The sequence below is a fragment of the Labedella phragmitis genome (assembly GCF_004078635.1).
GTDB lineage: Bacteria > Actinomycetota > Actinomycetes > Actinomycetales > Microbacteriaceae > Labedella > Labedella phragmitis.
On sequence record NZ_RZNB01000002.1, the window covers coordinates 273,009 to 287,622 of the forward strand.

12 protein-coding genes are annotated in these 14,614 nt (G+C 69.6%); 8 read left to right on the plus strand and 4 right to left on the minus strand.

The features are described from left to right. Nucleotides 1-64: 64 nt before the first annotated feature. Nucleotides 65-1,717, plus strand: coding sequence for a hypothetical protein (locus ELQ90_RS06005; protein ID WP_128494368.1), 1,653 nt, complete (start codon nt 65-67; stop codon nt 1,715-1,717). On the opposite strand, the gene sucB is transcribed toward ELQ90_RS06005, so the two are convergent. From sucB to ELQ90_RS06020, 3 genes are all read right to left on the minus strand, one after another. Continuing rightward, nucleotides 1,714-3,207 (minus strand): 2-oxoglutarate dehydrogenase, E2 component, dihydrolipoamide succinyltransferase, encoded by a 1,494-nt coding sequence (sucB, locus tag ELQ90_RS06010; protein WP_128494369.1) that lies wholly within the window; start codon nt 3,205-3,207, stop codon nt 1,714-1,716. The two genes, ELQ90_RS06005 and sucB, sit on opposite strands and share 4 nt — an antisense overlap. Before the next feature lie 68 nt (nt 3,208-3,275). Then, the gene (gene lpdA, locus ELQ90_RS06015) at nt 3,276-4,649 is read right to left on the minus strand and encodes a dihydrolipoyl dehydrogenase (RefSeq protein WP_128494370.1); all 1,374 of its coding nucleotides are present in this window, start codon (nt 4,647-4,649) and stop codon (nt 3,276-3,278) included. 112 nt (nt 4,650-4,761) lie between these two features. After that, a complete protein-coding gene (locus ELQ90_RS06020) occupies nt 4,762-6,255 on the minus strand; it encodes a leucyl aminopeptidase (protein ID WP_128494371.1) in 1,494 nt (497 codons plus the stop codon). A 125-nt stretch (nt 6,256-6,380) separates the two neighbouring features. Between ELQ90_RS06020 and ELQ90_RS06025 the strand changes: the two genes are divergently transcribed. The 7 genes from ELQ90_RS06025 (at nt 6,381) to ELQ90_RS06055 (ending at nt 14,169) form a co-directional block, all read left to right on the plus strand. Beyond that, nucleotides 6,381-7,310, plus strand: a complete 930-nt coding sequence (locus ELQ90_RS06025; RefSeq protein WP_128494372.1) for a proteasome assembly chaperone family protein — start codon at nt 6,381-6,383, stop codon at nt 7,308-7,310. A 61-nt stretch (nt 7,311-7,371) separates the two neighbouring features. After that, on the plus strand, nt 7,372-8,691 hold the full coding sequence (locus ELQ90_RS06030; RefSeq protein WP_128494373.1) for an MFS transporter: 1,320 nt from the start codon (nt 7,372-7,374) through the stop codon (nt 8,689-8,691). 315 nt (nt 8,692-9,006) lie between these two features. Next, nucleotides 9,007-10,338, plus strand: coding sequence for an RNA polymerase sigma factor (locus ELQ90_RS06035; RefSeq protein ID WP_128494374.1), 1,332 nt, complete (start codon nt 9,007-9,009; stop codon nt 10,336-10,338). Nucleotides 10,339-10,342: 4 nt separating this feature from the next. Continuing rightward, a complete protein-coding gene (locus ELQ90_RS06040; RefSeq protein WP_128494375.1) occupies nt 10,343-11,620 on the plus strand; it encodes a MurT ligase domain-containing protein in 1,278 nt (425 codons plus the stop codon). Then, nucleotides 11,617-12,366, plus strand: coding sequence for a type 1 glutamine amidotransferase (locus ELQ90_RS06045; RefSeq protein WP_128494376.1), 750 nt, complete (start codon nt 11,617-11,619; stop codon nt 12,364-12,366). Before ELQ90_RS06040 ends, ELQ90_RS06045 begins: the two co-directional genes overlap by 4 nt. 10 nt (nt 12,367-12,376) lie before the next feature. Further along, nucleotides 12,377-13,114, plus strand: a complete 738-nt coding sequence (locus tag ELQ90_RS06050) for an alanine racemase (RefSeq protein ID WP_128494377.1) — start codon at nt 12,377-12,379, stop codon at nt 13,112-13,114. Next, the gene (locus tag ELQ90_RS06055; protein ID WP_128494378.1) at nt 13,111-14,169 is read left to right on the plus strand and encodes an alanine racemase; all 1,059 of its coding nucleotides are present in this window, start codon (nt 13,111-13,113) and stop codon (nt 14,167-14,169) included. The genes ELQ90_RS06050 and ELQ90_RS06055 overlap by 4 nt, the downstream gene beginning before the upstream one ends. A 77-nt stretch (nt 14,170-14,246) precedes the next feature. Here ELQ90_RS06055 and ELQ90_RS06060 read toward each other — a convergent pair whose 3' ends face one another. Continuing rightward, nucleotides 14,247-14,477, minus strand: a complete 231-nt coding sequence (locus ELQ90_RS06060; protein WP_128494379.1) for a DUF7455 domain-containing protein — start codon at nt 14,475-14,477, stop codon at nt 14,247-14,249. Between the last annotated feature and the right edge of the window lie 137 nt (nt 14,478-14,614).

Sequence of the window (14,614 nt, forward strand, 5' to 3'; positions counted from 1 at the left end):
GGAAGCGACCACACATCGGCTCGGGGAGGCCGCGAAGGACGGGGCACTCGATCAGGATCGTCGCATGTCACCGCCGTCCAGCGATCCGCCCTCCACTCCCGTGTCACGCAGCTCGAGAGCTCCCATCACGCCGATCCCCGGTGGGACCGAACTCGTCGCGGGATACCGCGTGCTCAGACGATCCGGCGATCGGCACGGGGGCCACGTCCGCACGGCCGCGTTGGAGGCGGCGGGCGGAGGCCTCGGCGACGCCGCGTCGCGGACCGTGGTGTCGATCGTGACGTTCGACACGGCCGTCGCGGAGGAACGCTCCATGCGACTCATCGATCGGCTCGAGCGTCTCGCGGCGCCCGGTGTTCCCCGCGTCCTCGACGTCGTCGTGGAGGACGGAGGCGGCCCTGCCGTCGTCCTCGAGTTCTGCGGCGACTCGATCGCGTCGATCCTGGCCGGTGGCGCCGAGATCACGGCGGGGGAGGTCGTGACCCTGGTCGCTCCGATCCTGACGGCGCTCGTGACCCTCCACGATCGGGGGTTCGCCCACGGCGACGTCTCCATCGCCAGCATCGCGGTCGGCGGCCGTGGGCGGCCGCTGCTCGTCGGTTGCGAGCGAGCGGTCGAGCTTCCCGACGAGCACGCGCAGGCTCGTGAGGTGGCGGCGGACGACCTGCGCCGACTCGCCGACTCCCTCACCGAACTGTCCAGGGAGGTGCGCGACCCGAAGGCCCGGGCTCGGGTGGTCGCGAGCGCGGCTGCGATCCGCTCGGGTGCCGTCACGCCGTTCTCGCCGGCCTTCCGCGCCGCAGCCGAAGTGCGGCTCTTCGAGATCGCGGAGCCGAGCCCGCTCGCCTTCTCCGCCACCGAGGAGCGCGAACTCCTCGACGCGGAGACCATCCCGCCCCTGGTGCGTTCGGCGGGCGCTCTCCGTCCCCGTTCTCCCGAGCGACGGTCGGGTCTCCTCGATGCGGCCGGGGGACTGATCGCTCGAGTACGTGGTCGGCTCGAGTCCCGCGCCCGGGTCGAGCGCCGGCATCCGAGTGACCGGGAGGACCGGGCCGGTCAGGGGGGCCGGGTCGATAAGGGGGGCCGGGGCGATCAGGGGGACAGGACTGGACGACACCGCGGCCTCGGGCTCCGAGGGCGTCGCGAGTCGGGGCAGGGCTCGGCGAGGTCCCGGCGGCGGGGTCCGCTCATCGTGGGTGCCGCGATCGTCGGTGTCACCATCGCGTTCCTCGTCGTGGTTCCGGCATGGGAGTCGGCGCGGTCCACGGGCGCCACCGATGACGCCGCGGCGACGCGAGCGAGGCAGGCGTCGTCAGACCCGGCGAGCGGGTTTCCAGCACCGTCTGCCTCGCAGACGTCGACGGCGGGTCCGGCATCCAGCGGTAGGGCTGAACCGGCGGATGATGCCGTCGTCGGCGCTCGCGCCGCACTCGACGCCATAGCGAGCTGCGCGGCGGCCTCCGACGATTCCTGCTGGCGGTCCGTGATCGAACCCGATACGGCGCTGCTCGAGGAGGTGTCGGCGTCGAAGGACCCGCTGTCCGCACTGCCGGCAGCGCTCGCGCTGCCCGTCGATGCCGTGGAGATCACACCCCGCGACGACTACGGGGATCTCCGTGTCGTGCTCGTCGCGCCGGTGGACGAGACGCGTCCGGCCTCCGTCCTGATGATCAGGACGGAGGCCGGATGGCGTGTTCGCGACGCGTTCGACGCCTAGATCCCGAGGGAACCCTCGAACGCTCCACCTTCGAGGCGGTTCTTCACCGCGACGAGGAAGCGGGCGGCGTCGGCACCGTCGACGATGCGGTGGTCGTACGACAGCGCGAGGTACACGACGGAGCGGATCGCGATGGCGTCACCGGAGTCGGTCGGCACGACGAGCGGCTTCTTCGACACGATCCCCGTGCCGAGGATGGCGCTCTGCGGCTGGAACACGAGCGGGGTGTCGAACAGGGCGCCACGCGAACCGGTGTTCGTGAGGGTGAACGTGCCGCCGGCGAGCTCGTCGGGCTTCAGCTTGTTGTCACGCGTGCGTGCAGCGAGATCGGCGATCTGCGTGGCGAAACCGGCGAGGTCGAGATCGGCGGCGTTGCGCACGACGGGGGTGAGGAGCCCGCGCTCCGTGTCCACGGCGATGCTGATGTTCTCGTGGTCGGGGTACACGATCTGGTCGCCGTCCACGACGGCGTTGATGATCGGGTACGTCCGCAGTGCCTCGGCGGCTGCGAGGGCGAAGAACGGCAGGAACGAGAGCTTCACGCCGGTCTTCTCGAGGAAGCGGTCCTTGACCTTCTGGCGGAAGGCCGCGACCTTGGTGACGTCGACCTCGACGACCGTGGTGAGCTGAGCGGTCGCCTGCAGCGAGGCGACGGCGCGCTCGGCGACGACCTTGCGCAGACGAGACATCGGCTGGGTCGTGCCGCGGAGAGGCGAGACCTCGACGACCGGAGCGGCCGCGGACGAAGCAGCTGCGGGAGCGGACGACGACGCCGCCTCGGCAGCGGCGAGCACGTCCTCCTTTCGGATGCGCCCACCGACGCCGGTACCGGCGACCGATGCCAGGTCGACGCCCTTGTCGCTCGCCAGGCGGCGAACGAGAGGGGTCACGTAGCCGGCACCGCCGGAGGACGCCGGAGCCTCGGTCGGAGCAGCGGCAGCCGGGGCTGCGGCTACCGGGGCAGCGGCGGGGGCGGACGGAGCAACCGCGGGCGCGGGCGCAGGGGTGGCGGCCGGAGCGTCCTCGGGCTCGTCGACGTCCTCGGAGACGGCCTCCTGGGCGATCTCCTCGGCCTCGCTCTGCGGAGCAGCGTCGGGGGAGGCGGGCGCCTCGGTCTCCTGCTCGCGCGACGTCTGGTCCGGCGTCTCGTCGGTGGGAGCCGGGGTCTCCTCCGGAGCGGACTCGGAGGGAGCCGCCTCAGCAGTGGCCTCCTCTGCCGGTGCGTCCGCCGGTGCGTCGTCGCCGGCACCGGAGCCGTCGCCGATCACGACGAGATCGGTGCCGACCTCGACGGTCTCGTCTTCCTGGACGAGGATCTTCTCGATGACTCCCGCGACGGGCGACGGGATCTCGGTGTCGACTTTGTCCGTCGAAACCTCGAGGAGCGGCTCGTCCACCTCCACCCTGTCGCCCACGTTCTTGAGCCAGCGGGTGACCGTGCCCTCGGTGACGCTCTCGCCGAGCGCCGGGAGGCTGACGGATTCGCTCATGACCTTGTCTCCTTCAAAACCGTACTTCGTATGACAACTCTATCGACCGGAACACCGGTCGTCGTGAATCAGAGGGCGTGCAGGGGCTTCCCAGCGAGAGCGAGGAACGCCTCGCCGAGCGCTTCGCTCTGCGTGGGGTGTGCGTGGATGAGCGGCGCGACGTCCTCCGGGTACGCTTCCCAGTTGACCGCGAGCTGCCCCTCCGTGATCAGTTCGCCGACGCGAGCACCGATCATGTGGACGCCGACGACGGGTCCGTCGGCGACGCGGACGACCTTGATGACGCCGCTCGTGTCGATGATCTCGCTCTTGCCGTTGCCCGCGAGGTTGTAGTCGTAGGACACGACCTTGTCGTCGCCGTGCTGCTCCTTGGCCTTCGCCTCGGAGAGGCCGACGGACGCGATCTCCGGGTCGCTGTAGGTGACCTTCGGGATGTTGACGTCGGGGACGACGACGGGGCTCAACCCGGCGATCTCCTCGGCGACGAAGATACCCTGCTGGAAACCGCGGTGTGCGAGCTGCAGGCCGGGGACGATGTCACCGACCGCGTACACACCCGGGACAGACGTCTCGAGCCGGTCGTTCGTCGTGACGTAGCCGCGATCCATCGCGACGCCGACCTCCTCATAGCCGAGGCCGGAGGTCGAAGGGCCGCGGCCGACGGCCACGAGCAGGATGTCGGCGTCGATCGTCGTGCCGTTCTCGAGTGAGACGTGGACGCCGTCGTCGTCCTGCGTGACCCCCGCGAACCGGATGCCGAGCGAGAACGTGATCCCGCGGCGGCGGAAGGCGCGCTCGAGGAGCTTGCTGATGGCCTCGTCCTCGGCCGGCACGAGGTGGGGGAGGGCCTCGATGATCGTCACGTCCGCGCCGAAGCTCTTCCAGACGCTCGCGAATTCGACGCCGATGACGCCGCCGCCGAGGACGGCGACGCGCTGGGGGACGTGATCGAGCTGGAGGGCGTGCTCACTCGTCATGACGCGGCCGCCGACGTCGAGCCCGGGGAGCGAGCGGCTGTACGAGCCCGTCGCGAGGATCACGTTCTTCCCGGTGATCGTCTGATCGCCGACCTGCACGGTCGTGGGCGACGTGAGCCGCCCCTCGCCCTCGATCGTCGTGATGCCGCGGGCCTTCACGAGGCCCTGCAGGCCCTTGTACTTCTTGGCGACGATGCCCTCGCGGTACGCGGTCACGCCCGCCATGTCGATGCCCTCGAACGACGTCTTCACGCCGAACTTGGAGGAGTCGCGAGACACGTCGGCGACCTCGGCGGCGTGGAGGAGGGCCTTGGTCGGGATGCAGCCGCGGTGGAGGCAGGTGCCGCCGACCTTGTCCTTCTCGACGAGACCGACGGAGAGCCCGAGCTCGCTCGCGCGGAGCGCCGCCGCGTAACCGCCGCTTCCACCCCCGAGCACGACGATGTCGAAATCCTGCTCTGACACTGAGCTTCTCCCTTGTACGTGTCGATGGTGCTGTGGGGCGGACTTCCGCTCAGGCGTTGCGGCTCGGACCGGGACGCCCGATCCGTGCACGTTTCCCGCCTCTTGAACCCTACTACGGGCGTGCGAAGGTCTCCGCGAGAGCGAGCAGCGTCCGCACGCCGACGCCCGTCGGTCCCGATCCCGTGAATCCGTAGGGGGAACCCTCGTTGTTCGCGGTCGCAGCGATGTCGATGTGGGCCCAGGGGATCGGGGTGCCGTCGACGGTTCCGACGAACTCCTGGAGAAAGACGCCGGCGAGCAGCATGCCGCCGTTGCGGTTTCCGATCTTCGCGTTCGCGATGTCCGCGACGCTCGAGGTGAGCAGAGCTCGCAGCTCGGACGGCAGCGGCATGTGCCAGAGCTTCTCGCCGACGGCCTCGCCGAGCTCGACGAGCCGCTTCGACAGTTCCGCGTCTCCCATGACCCCCGAATAGCGTGAGCCGAGAGCGATAGACGCGGCGCCCGTGAGCGTCGCGATGTCGATCAACGCGTCCGGCTGTTCCTCGCTCGCCGCCACGAGACCGTCCGCCATGACGAGGCGGCCCTCGGCGTCGGTGTTGAGCACCTCGACGGTTCGGCCGCCGCGGATCGTGATGACGTCCTCCGGCCGCATGGCCGTTCCGGACGGCATGTTCTCCGCGAGGCACAACCACCCCGTCAGGCGGACGGGGAGGTCGAGCTCCGCCGCCGCGGCCACGACGGCGAGGACCGTCGCGGCACCCGTCATGTCGTACTTCATGCCCACCATCGAACCGGCGGGCTTGAGCGACAGACCCCCGGTGTCGAATGTGATCCCCTTGCCGACGATCGCGACGCGCCGTTCGGCTGACGCCGGCGAGTAATCGATGCGCACGAGGCGTGGGCCCCTCGACGATCCCGCGCCGACGCCGAGGATGCCGCCGAACCCGTCGCGCGCGAGGGACTCCTCGTCCCAGACGGTGACCTCGACTCCCGTGTCCGCGAGCAGTGCGACGGCGTGGTCTGAGAAGGACTCGGGGTACAGGTCCGAAGCCGGGGTGTTGACGAGGTCCTTCACGGTAGAGATCGCCGTGGCGGTCGTCACGGCCCGGCGGGTGATGTCCTCAGCGTCGTCCTGAATCGTGTCGGGCACGTGCACCGACACCGAGGCCACGGGAGCACGGAGGTCGTCCGCCGAGCTGCTGCGATACCGCGTGAAGGCGTACGACCCGAGCACGGCGCCGTCGACCGCCGCGATCGCGACGGCGGGAACGAGCGTGGATGCGTCGATCGACACGTTCGACGTCCCCGCGAGTCGCCGCACTGCCGCTCCGACGGCGTTCCGAACGGAATCAGCGTCGAGGGTCGACCCCACGCCCGCGACGGCGAGCGACGCCGCTCCCGGGAACGGCGAGGGCAGTCGCACGAGCTCCTCGGACGCGCCGGTGGCTCCGACGGCGGCGAGAGAAACCAGGATGGTGCCGTCGAGAGCGGGATCGGGACCGACCAGTTGCACGCCGTCCGGCGTCTTGGTCGAGAGCAGAACGAGGACGTCGGCTTCGGACTCTGCGGGGGAATCGGTCGTGAGCTGGAGGGAGGGGATCGCCATGACGGCCATGCTAACGGGCGGTTCCCGCCCCGCCGGTGCCGGGCCGAGCGCACCGACATCGAGGTGTTCGCCCTGAGCGCACCCCGGGCGGCACTCGGCGATCCGGGCGCGATTAGCATGATTCCATGCCCAGTTCCGAAGCACTGTACGAGTTGACGCCCGAGGCCCGCGAGGTGCCGGGTGGACTCCCGCTCGTGGTCGGGCTCACCGGGTTCGCCGACGCCGGTTCGGCTGTCTCGCAGGTCACCGAGCACCTCCTCGAGTCGATCTCGCACCGTGTCGTCGTGCGCTTCGACAACGACGTCCTCCTGGACTACCGCGCCCGTCGACCGATCATCACGTTCGAGCAGGACCGCCTGACCGCATACGCCCCGCCGCGGCTCGAGTTGTCGCTCGCCGAGGACGACATGGGTCAGCCGTTCCTGCTCCTGTCCGGTTACGAGCCCGACTTCGCCTGGGAGGCCTTCATCCAGGCGATCATCGACCTCGTCGACCGCTTCGCCGTGTCGACCATCACGTGGGTCCACGCGATCCCCATGCCCGTCCCGCACACGCGGCCGATCGGCGTGACCGTGAGCGGCACGCGCGCCGAGCTCGTGGAATCGCTCTCGGTGTGGCGTCCGCGGACGCAAGTGGCGGCGAACGTCGCGCACGTCCTCGAATACCGGCTCGCCGAGCACGGTGCGGACGTCGCCGGCTTCGCACTCCTCATCCCGCACTACCTCGCGGACACCGAGTACCCCGACGCCGCCGTGGCGGCTCTCGACAGCATCGCGGCCGCGACGGGACTCATCCTCCCGAGCGACGAGCTGCGTGGAGCGGGACGGGAGTTCGTTTCCCGCATCGACGAACAGGTCGCCGGCAACGAGGAGCTCGGCCGCCTCGTCACCACGCTCGAGGAGCGGTACGACGCTTACATGGAGGGGACCTCGGTGCGTTCGCCCCTCACGGACGAGGATGGGGAGCTCCCCTCGGCCGACGCGATCGCCGACGAGCTCGAGCGGTTCCTCGCGGGTCAGCGCTCGGGCGACGACGACTTCCCCGGCTCCGTCTGACTCCGTCGTCGACCGCAGGCCCGACCGTCGGGGACGCTTTTCCGGGCGGTAGGATCGTCGGGTGAATTCGCGTCGTTCCTGGGTCGTCTTCTGGGTCGGGATCGCCGCCTACATCGTCGCGATCCTGCAACGCACGAGCCTCGGTGTCGCGGGAGTGGATGCGGCGGACCGATTCGACGTGTCGGCCGCGGCCCTCTCGAGCCTCGCGGTGGTCCAGCTCATCGTCTATGCGGCCGCGCAGATCCCCGTCGGCGTGCTCATCGACCGGCTCGGACCGCGCGTGCTCCTCATCTCGGGGCTCGCTCTCATGGCGGCCGGGCAGATCGTGCTCGCGATCGCGCCGGACATCACGATCGCGATCTCCGGACGCGTCCTCGTCGGGCTCGGGGACGCCGGCATCTTCGTGTCCGTCATGCGACTCGTCGGCTCGTGGTTCTCCGGGCGCACGGTGCCGCAACTCTCGCAGTGGGTCGGCAACCTGGGTCAGCTCGGCCAGATCCTGTCGGCCGTGCCGTTCGCCGCCCTGCTGCATTCCATCGGGTGGACTCCGGCCTTCCTGTCGATCGCCGCCCTCGCCGTGCTCGCGACCGTCGTGGTCATCGGCGCCGTCTCCGACCGCCCGGCGGACTCCATCGAGGGGCCGAGGGCCTCGAGCTGGGGCCAGTCGCTCGATCTCCTCGTCTCGAGCCTCAAGCGGCCGGGTACCCGGCTCGGCTTCTGGGCCCACTTCGTCTCCCAGTCGAGCGGGACGGTCTTCTCGCTCATGTGGGGGTTCCCCTTCATGGTCTACGGCCTCGGGCTCGACGAGCACGTCGCGGCGGCGATGCTCCTCGTGATCGTCGCGGCCGGGGTCGTCTTCGGCCCTCTGCTGGGACTCCTGAGCGCGCGCTTCCCCTACCGACGGAGCAACCTCGTCCTGCTCGTCGTCGGACTCGTCTTCTCGGCGTGGACGGTCCTGCTCCTCTGGCCGGGCACGCCACCTCTCGCCGTGCTCGTCGTGCTCCTCGTGTTCCTCGGCATCGGCGGCCCCGGATCGCTCATCGGCTTCGACTACGCGCGGACCTACAATCCCGCTCGGGCGCTGGGGTCGGCGAACGGCGTCGTGAACGTCGGCGGCTTCCTCGCGAGCTTCGTGATGATGTTCCTCATCGGCCTCGTGATCGACCTGCTCGGTCACGGCGCCACCACGAACCCCGAGCTCTATCGGCTCGACTCCTTCCGCACGGCTTTCACGGTGCAGTACGTCGTCGTCGGCATCGGCGTGGTCTTCCTGCTCCTCACGAGGCGGACCGTGCGCTCGCGTCTCTCCGACGACGAAGGAATAAACGTCGGCCCCATCTGGGTTGCACTGCTTCGGAGGCTCAGGCGGTCGAAGGGATGACGGCCGGTCGGGGATCCGTGGGTATAATGGTGTACGGACCCGTTCGGGCCCCGGGATCGTCGGCTTCGACTCGATCATCGTTCGCTTCGGGAGACTGAGGTGGCCAGGTCGGGACGTACCGCGATCGAAGCGGAAGCTGATCGTACGATCGGCGCGCGCCGCCCGGGACTTGACATGGGTCCTCGTACTGCCCGAAATCTCGTCGTGTCCCGCACGGCGAGGCTCGGACGGTGAAGCTCGACGATTCTGTCCGACAACGCAACCCGAGCCCGGTAGGCGCACATCTCACGCCGCTCGGACCGAAAGGTGTTCGCAATGGCAACCAAGACCGCTCCGACGAAGGCTGACGCCGCCGTCGACGAGGAGCAGACGACCACACGGACGACGACGACCAAGACCGCCGCCACGAAGAAGGCCGCCGCCACGAAGGCCGCGCCGAAGACGAAGGCGGCCCCCAAGACCAAGGCCGCCGCGGCGAAGAAGACCGCGGCGCCGGCCGGCGACGACGCCGAGCCCGATGACGTCGAGGCCGTCGACGAGGCCGACGTCGCCGATGTCGTCGACACGCCCGACGTCGCAGACGACGCCGCTCCCGAGGCCGTCGTCGCCGAGGACGCGGACGAGGACGCGGCTCCCGTCGCCGCGGTCGAACCGCTCCCGCAGGGAGCCCTCGTCCTGTCGATGACGGACGACGAGGACGAGGTCCCCGTCTACTCGTCGGCCATCACCGGTGCGACCGCCGACCCCGTCAAGGACTACCTCAAGCAGATCGGTAAGGTCGCGCTCCTCAACGCGGCCGAAGAGGTCGAGCTCGCCATGCGGATCGAGGCGGGACTGTTCGCCGAGGAGAAGCTCTCGCACCTGAGCGAGCAGGAGAAGCGCACCCAGCTGGGCCGCGAACTCCTCTGGGTCGCGAAGGACGGGCAGCGCGCCAAGAGCCACCTCCTCGGGGCGAACCTGCGCCTCGTCGTCTCGCTCGCCAAGCGCTACACGGGTCGCGGCATGCAGTTCCTCGATCTCATCCAGGAAGGCAACCTCGGTCTCATCCGTGCGGTCGAGAAGTTCGACTACACCAAGGGCTTCAAGTTCTCGACGTACGCGACGTGGTGGATCCGTCAGGCGATCACGCGTGCTATGGCCGACCAGGCGCGTACCATCCGCATCCCCGTGCACATGGTCGAGGTCATCAACAAGCTCGCCCGCGTTCAGCGGCAGATGCTGCAGGACCTCGGCCGCGAGCCCACGCCGGAAGAGCTCAGCCGGGAGCTCGACATGACCCCGGAGAAGGTCATCGAGGTCCAGAAGTACGGCCGCGAACCGATCTCCCTCCACACGCCCCTCGGTGAGGACGGCGACAGCGAGTTCGGTGACCTCATCGAGGACACCGAAGCCGTCGTGCCGGCAGACGCCGTCGGGTTCACGATGCTGCAGAAGCAGCTCGAGAGCCTCTTGGACTCCCTCTCGGAGCGCGAGGCCGGTGTCATCCGGATGCGCTTCGGTCTCGGCGACGGCATGCCGAAGACGCTCGACCAGATCGGCGACACCTTCGGCGTCACGCGCGAGCGCATCCGGCAGATCGAGTCGAAGACCATGGCGAAGCTGCGGCACCCGAGCCGGTCGCAGTCGCTGCGGGACTACCTCGAGTAGATCGATGGGTCTCCGCTACACCGTTCCCATCCTCATCGGTCGGTTGGCCAGGACAGCCACGCGGGCACGCGGCGGCGGCTCCGCCTATCCCGGGCACCTCGTCAACCGGCTCGCGCCGAGCTACCTGCCGAGCCTTCCCGACCAGTTGCCCGGCGGCGTCGTGTTCGTGCTCGGCTCGAACGGCAAGTCGACGACCACGCACATGGTCTCCGAGCTGCTGCGCGCCCATGGCCTCAAGGTCTTCACCAACCCGACGGGCGCGAACCTGCCGCAGGGCGTCACGAGCGCACTGCTCAGCGAGGTGAGCCTCACGGGGAGGCTCTCGGCCGACGTCGCGGTGCTCGAGATCGACGAGGCGTACGCCGTCAAGCTGGCGCAGACGCTGCGCCCGTCGATCGTGCTCATGCTCAACGTGCAGGTCGACCAGCTCTTCCGCTTCTACGAGACGGAGCGCGTCGCCGACATGATGATCGACACGGGTGTCCTCGCGGAGTCCCACGTCGTGACGAACCGCGAGGACCCGTACCTGAGCAAGGTCGGGCGGAAGATCACCGACGATCGCCCCGCGGTGTCCTACTTCGGAGCGAGCTCCGACGTCGTGGCTTCGTCCGCCCACGGTCTCGTGAACGCGGAGGACTTCCGCGACCCCGAGGCCGTCGGCGATGTCGACGCAGCCTCCGAGGTCGTCGCGTGGTCGGGGACGACCGCGCGGATCGCCATCGGGGGTGACGAGCTCGACATCGTGCTGCCCGCCCGCGGTCTTCACTACGCGGTCGACGCCGCAGCCGCGCTGCAGACGGCACGGCTCGTGCTCGAGTCGCAGTTCTCGGCGTCGCGAGCGGTCGAAGCGTTCCGCGTCATGAGGCCTGCTTACGGTCGAGGCGAGCTCTTGCGCTTCGGCCAGGAGGACGTCGAGATCACGATGTTCAAGAACGGGGCGAGCCTCCAGCTCAACCTCGACGCGTTCGACACGCCGCCGGAGCAGGTGTTGCTCGCGATCGACGAGGGTACTCCCGACATCTCCTGGATCTACGACGTCGACTTCTCGGCTCTCGACCACGTCGACGTCATCTCCGGCGCGAAGGGCTGGCAGGTCGCTTTGCGTCTCGAGCACGCTGGTATCCCCGTCCACCACGTGGAGCCGGAACTCAAGAAGGGCATCGAGATCATGCGGGGCATGCCCGCGCCGACGTCGGGCCGGAAGGCCTGGATCGTCAACTACGAACAGATGATGTACGCGCGGAAGCTCGTCGGTCAGGGTGACATGGAGATCGCACGATGAGCATCGACGCGGAGAACCTCGACATCCTGCAGGTGTATCCGGACGAGCTCGGAGTCACGGGTGACAGCGGCAACGTCCTCGCGATCGCGACGCGTGTCCGACGTGCCGGCGCGACAGCGACGGTCCGCCACCATCGAATCGGTGACGCGACGCCGGAGCGTCCGGACGTCGTCGTGATCGGCAACGGCCCGCTCTCGGCCGTGCGCTCGGTACTCGATGACGCCAGACGGCTCGGTCCGGTGCTCGGCGATTGGGTCGCCGCCGGGGTTCCACTCCTCGCCGTGGGTGCCGGGATGGAGCTGCTCGGTCAGCGCATCCTGACACCGGAACGCGAGTCCATCGACGGTCTCGGGATCTTCCCGATCACGACCGATCGCGCAGGCTCGCGCCACGCCGGCTACCTCGTCGTCGAGTCGCCCGTCGGACCGATCGTCGGCTTCGAGGACCACCGCACGACTACGACGTGGGCGGACGGCGCCGTTCCGTTCGGCCGAGTGACCGCAGGAGTCACGGGCACCGCGGGATCCGCGGACGGGATCCGGGTCGCCAACGCGATCGGAACCCGCGTTCAGGGTCCCGTCCTGCCCCTCAACCCCGTATTGACCGACTTTCTCATCGCTCGTGCGCTCGAGCGCCGCGGCGTCGACTGGTCCGCGTCCTCGGCGCACGACGAACTCGACCGGCTCGCGTCTGAGGCCCGCGCGGTCATCCTCGCGAACATCGATCACGTCTTCAGCACGATCTGACGTCCCGGTCATGGGCCCCGTTCGTGAAGCGCGCGTCCTCGTGGACGCGCTGACGGAGAACATCGCCGTACTCGACCGGGCAGGCGTCCTCATCGACGTGTCGGCCGACGCGTACGGTCACGGCGTCGTCCGGGTCGCGGAAGCGGCTCGGACGGTCGGCGTCCGCTCGTTCTTCGTCGCGACGGCGGACGACGCGTTGCGGACGGCATCGCTCGTTCCGGACGCCGACCTCGTCGTGGGCCGGGTCGCCGAGGGGCGACGGGACGAGATCGCGGCAGCCGGAATCGCCGTGTCCTCGGAGCGGGCCGGCGAACGGGTCGAGCGTGACAGCGTCTACGGTTTCGACGGACGAGCGTCGGCAGCCATGTCGTTGCGGTCCCGGGTGCTGGCGACGAAAGCGATCCGCGCCGGCGACGGCGTCTCGTACGGATACACCTACCGAGCACCCCGGGACGGGCGCACGGCGCTCGTGGGGATCGGGTACGGCGACGGAGTGCACCGACACGCGGGGAACACAGCCTTCGTCCTCCTCGACGGGGCCATGCTTCCCGTCGTCGGTCGAGTGGCCATGAACGTCTTCGTCGTCTTCCTCGGAGACCGGCGTGTAGACGATGGCGCCGACGTCGTCCTGTTCGGGGACGAGCGCTCCGGTGAGCCGCCCCTGACGCGGTGGGCCGCGGCCCTCGGCGTTCAGCCCGCCTCCGTCACCGCGGGCATCGGCGCTCGAGTCGAGAGGACGGTTCGATGAGCGCGGACGTCTGGGCGGAGATCGATCTCGACGCCTACCGGCGGAACCTGCGACTCGTGCAGCGGAGGGTCGCTCCGGCTGAGGTCATGACCGTCGTGAAGAACGACGCGTACGGGCACGGCATCGCCGCCGTCGTGGCGACCGCCGTCGGGGAGGGGGTGCGGTTCGTCGGAGTCCTCGACGCAGCCGTCGGCGTCGGACTCCGTGCGTCGGGGCTCCCGCGCTCCGTCCGCCTCTTCGCGTGGCTCTTCGCTCCCGACGAGGACTACAGAGCGGCCGCCGCCGCGGGCGTCGAGCTCGGTGTCTCGAGCGTCGACCAGCTCCGGCGGATCGTCTCCACGACGTCGACCGGTGCGTCGGGTGCCGTTCCGCGCGTGCACGCGAAGATCGACACGGGACTCGGCCGTGCCGGAGCGCGCCCGGAGGACTGGCCGGCGCTCATCGCGGCCATCGACGCCGAGGCCGACGCCGGACGCGTCGAGTTCTCCGGCATGTGGACCCACATCGCCGAGGCGTCGGACGCCGAGGACTCCGCGTCGATCGCCGCTTTCGAATCCGCGACGCTCGAAGTGCCACCGCGGCGGCGCGATGGCCTCGTCCGACACCTTGCGGCGAGCGCCGCGTCCTTCGAGCGTGCCGACAGCCGCTTCGACCTCGTCCGGGTGGGGGCATTCGGCTACGGGATCGCGCCAGGGGGAGGCGTCTCGCCGTCATCGCTCGGTCTCACGCCCGTGATGTCGCTGCGCGCGCGCGTCATCGATCGTGTCGGCGACTCGGCGGTGATCCCGGTCGGCGCGGCGGACGGCCTCCCCGACGCCGTGCACGGGCTCGAGGGCGCGGCCGCGGGACGTCGTGTCGCGTTGAGCATCGGTCTGACCGAGACGCTCGTCGCCGACCCGACGCTCGATCCCGGCGACGTCGTCACGCTGTTCGGTCGCGAGGACCGCGGCGAGCCGACGCTCCAGGAGTGGGCGGACGCGCTCGGGACGATCGGCGAGGAGATCGTCGTCCGGCTGTCGCGTCGGATCGAGCGACGGGTCTCGGGGGAGTCATGACCGTCACGCCCCGGACATGACGAACGGCCGCCACGAGATCGTGGCGGCCGTTCCGTCGTCTCGTCGGCGGAAACCGATCAGGCGCGCTGGTCTTCGAGGAGTCGGGCGGACTCGTCGTGGAAGCTCTGAGCGACGCTCGTGAGCTTCTCCTGGTACTTACGGCCGTGGTGAGCGCAGAAGAAGAGTTCTCCCGAGTTCATCTCGACGCGGATGTACGCCTGTGCACCGCAGCTGTCGCAGCGGTCGGCGGCCGTGAGCTGGGGAGCGCTCGACTCGAGCTGCTCGCCCTGGCTTGTGGTGTATTCCATGGGGCTCCTCCTGTTCGACCTACTACGTTCTGCGTGGTCTTCCAATACAACCACGGCACCGCGGGCTTTCTGCCCCATTGCGGGGCATTTCGCTGTGCGCGTACCAGGGTCGCTCGCGGTCGGGAAGACCGTGTCGA

Coding starts and splice junctions, on each gene's coding strand:
- ELQ90_RS06005 (WP_128494368.1), top strand. CDS start 65: ATGTCACCGCCGTCCAGCGATCCGCCCTCCACTCCCGTGTCACGCAGC.
- sucB (WP_128494369.1), bottom strand. CDS start 3,207: ATGAGCGAATCCGTCAGCCTCCCGGCGCTCGGCGAGAGCGTCACCGAG.
- ELQ90_RS06020 (WP_128494371.1), bottom strand. CDS start 6,255: ATGGCGATCCCCTCCCTCCAGCTCACGACCGATTCCCCCGCAGAGTCC.
- ELQ90_RS06025 (WP_128494372.1), top strand. CDS start 6,381: ATGCCCAGTTCCGAAGCACTGTACGAGTTGACGCCCGAGGCCCGCGAG.
- ELQ90_RS06035 (WP_128494374.1), top strand. CDS start 9,007: ATGGCAACCAAGACCGCTCCGACGAAGGCTGACGCCGCCGTCGACGAG.
- ELQ90_RS06040 (WP_128494375.1), top strand. CDS start 10,343: ATGGGTCTCCGCTACACCGTTCCCATCCTCATCGGTCGGTTGGCCAGG.
- ELQ90_RS06045 (WP_128494376.1), top strand. CDS start 11,617: ATGAGCATCGACGCGGAGAACCTCGACATCCTGCAGGTGTATCCGGAC.
- ELQ90_RS06050 (WP_128494377.1), top strand. CDS start 12,377: ATGGGCCCCGTTCGTGAAGCGCGCGTCCTCGTGGACGCGCTGACGGAG.
- ELQ90_RS06055 (WP_128494378.1), top strand. CDS start 13,111: ATGAGCGCGGACGTCTGGGCGGAGATCGATCTCGACGCCTACCGGCGG.
- ELQ90_RS06060 (WP_128494379.1), bottom strand. CDS start 14,477: ATGGAATACACCACAAGCCAGGGCGAGCAGCTCGAGTCGAGCGCTCCC.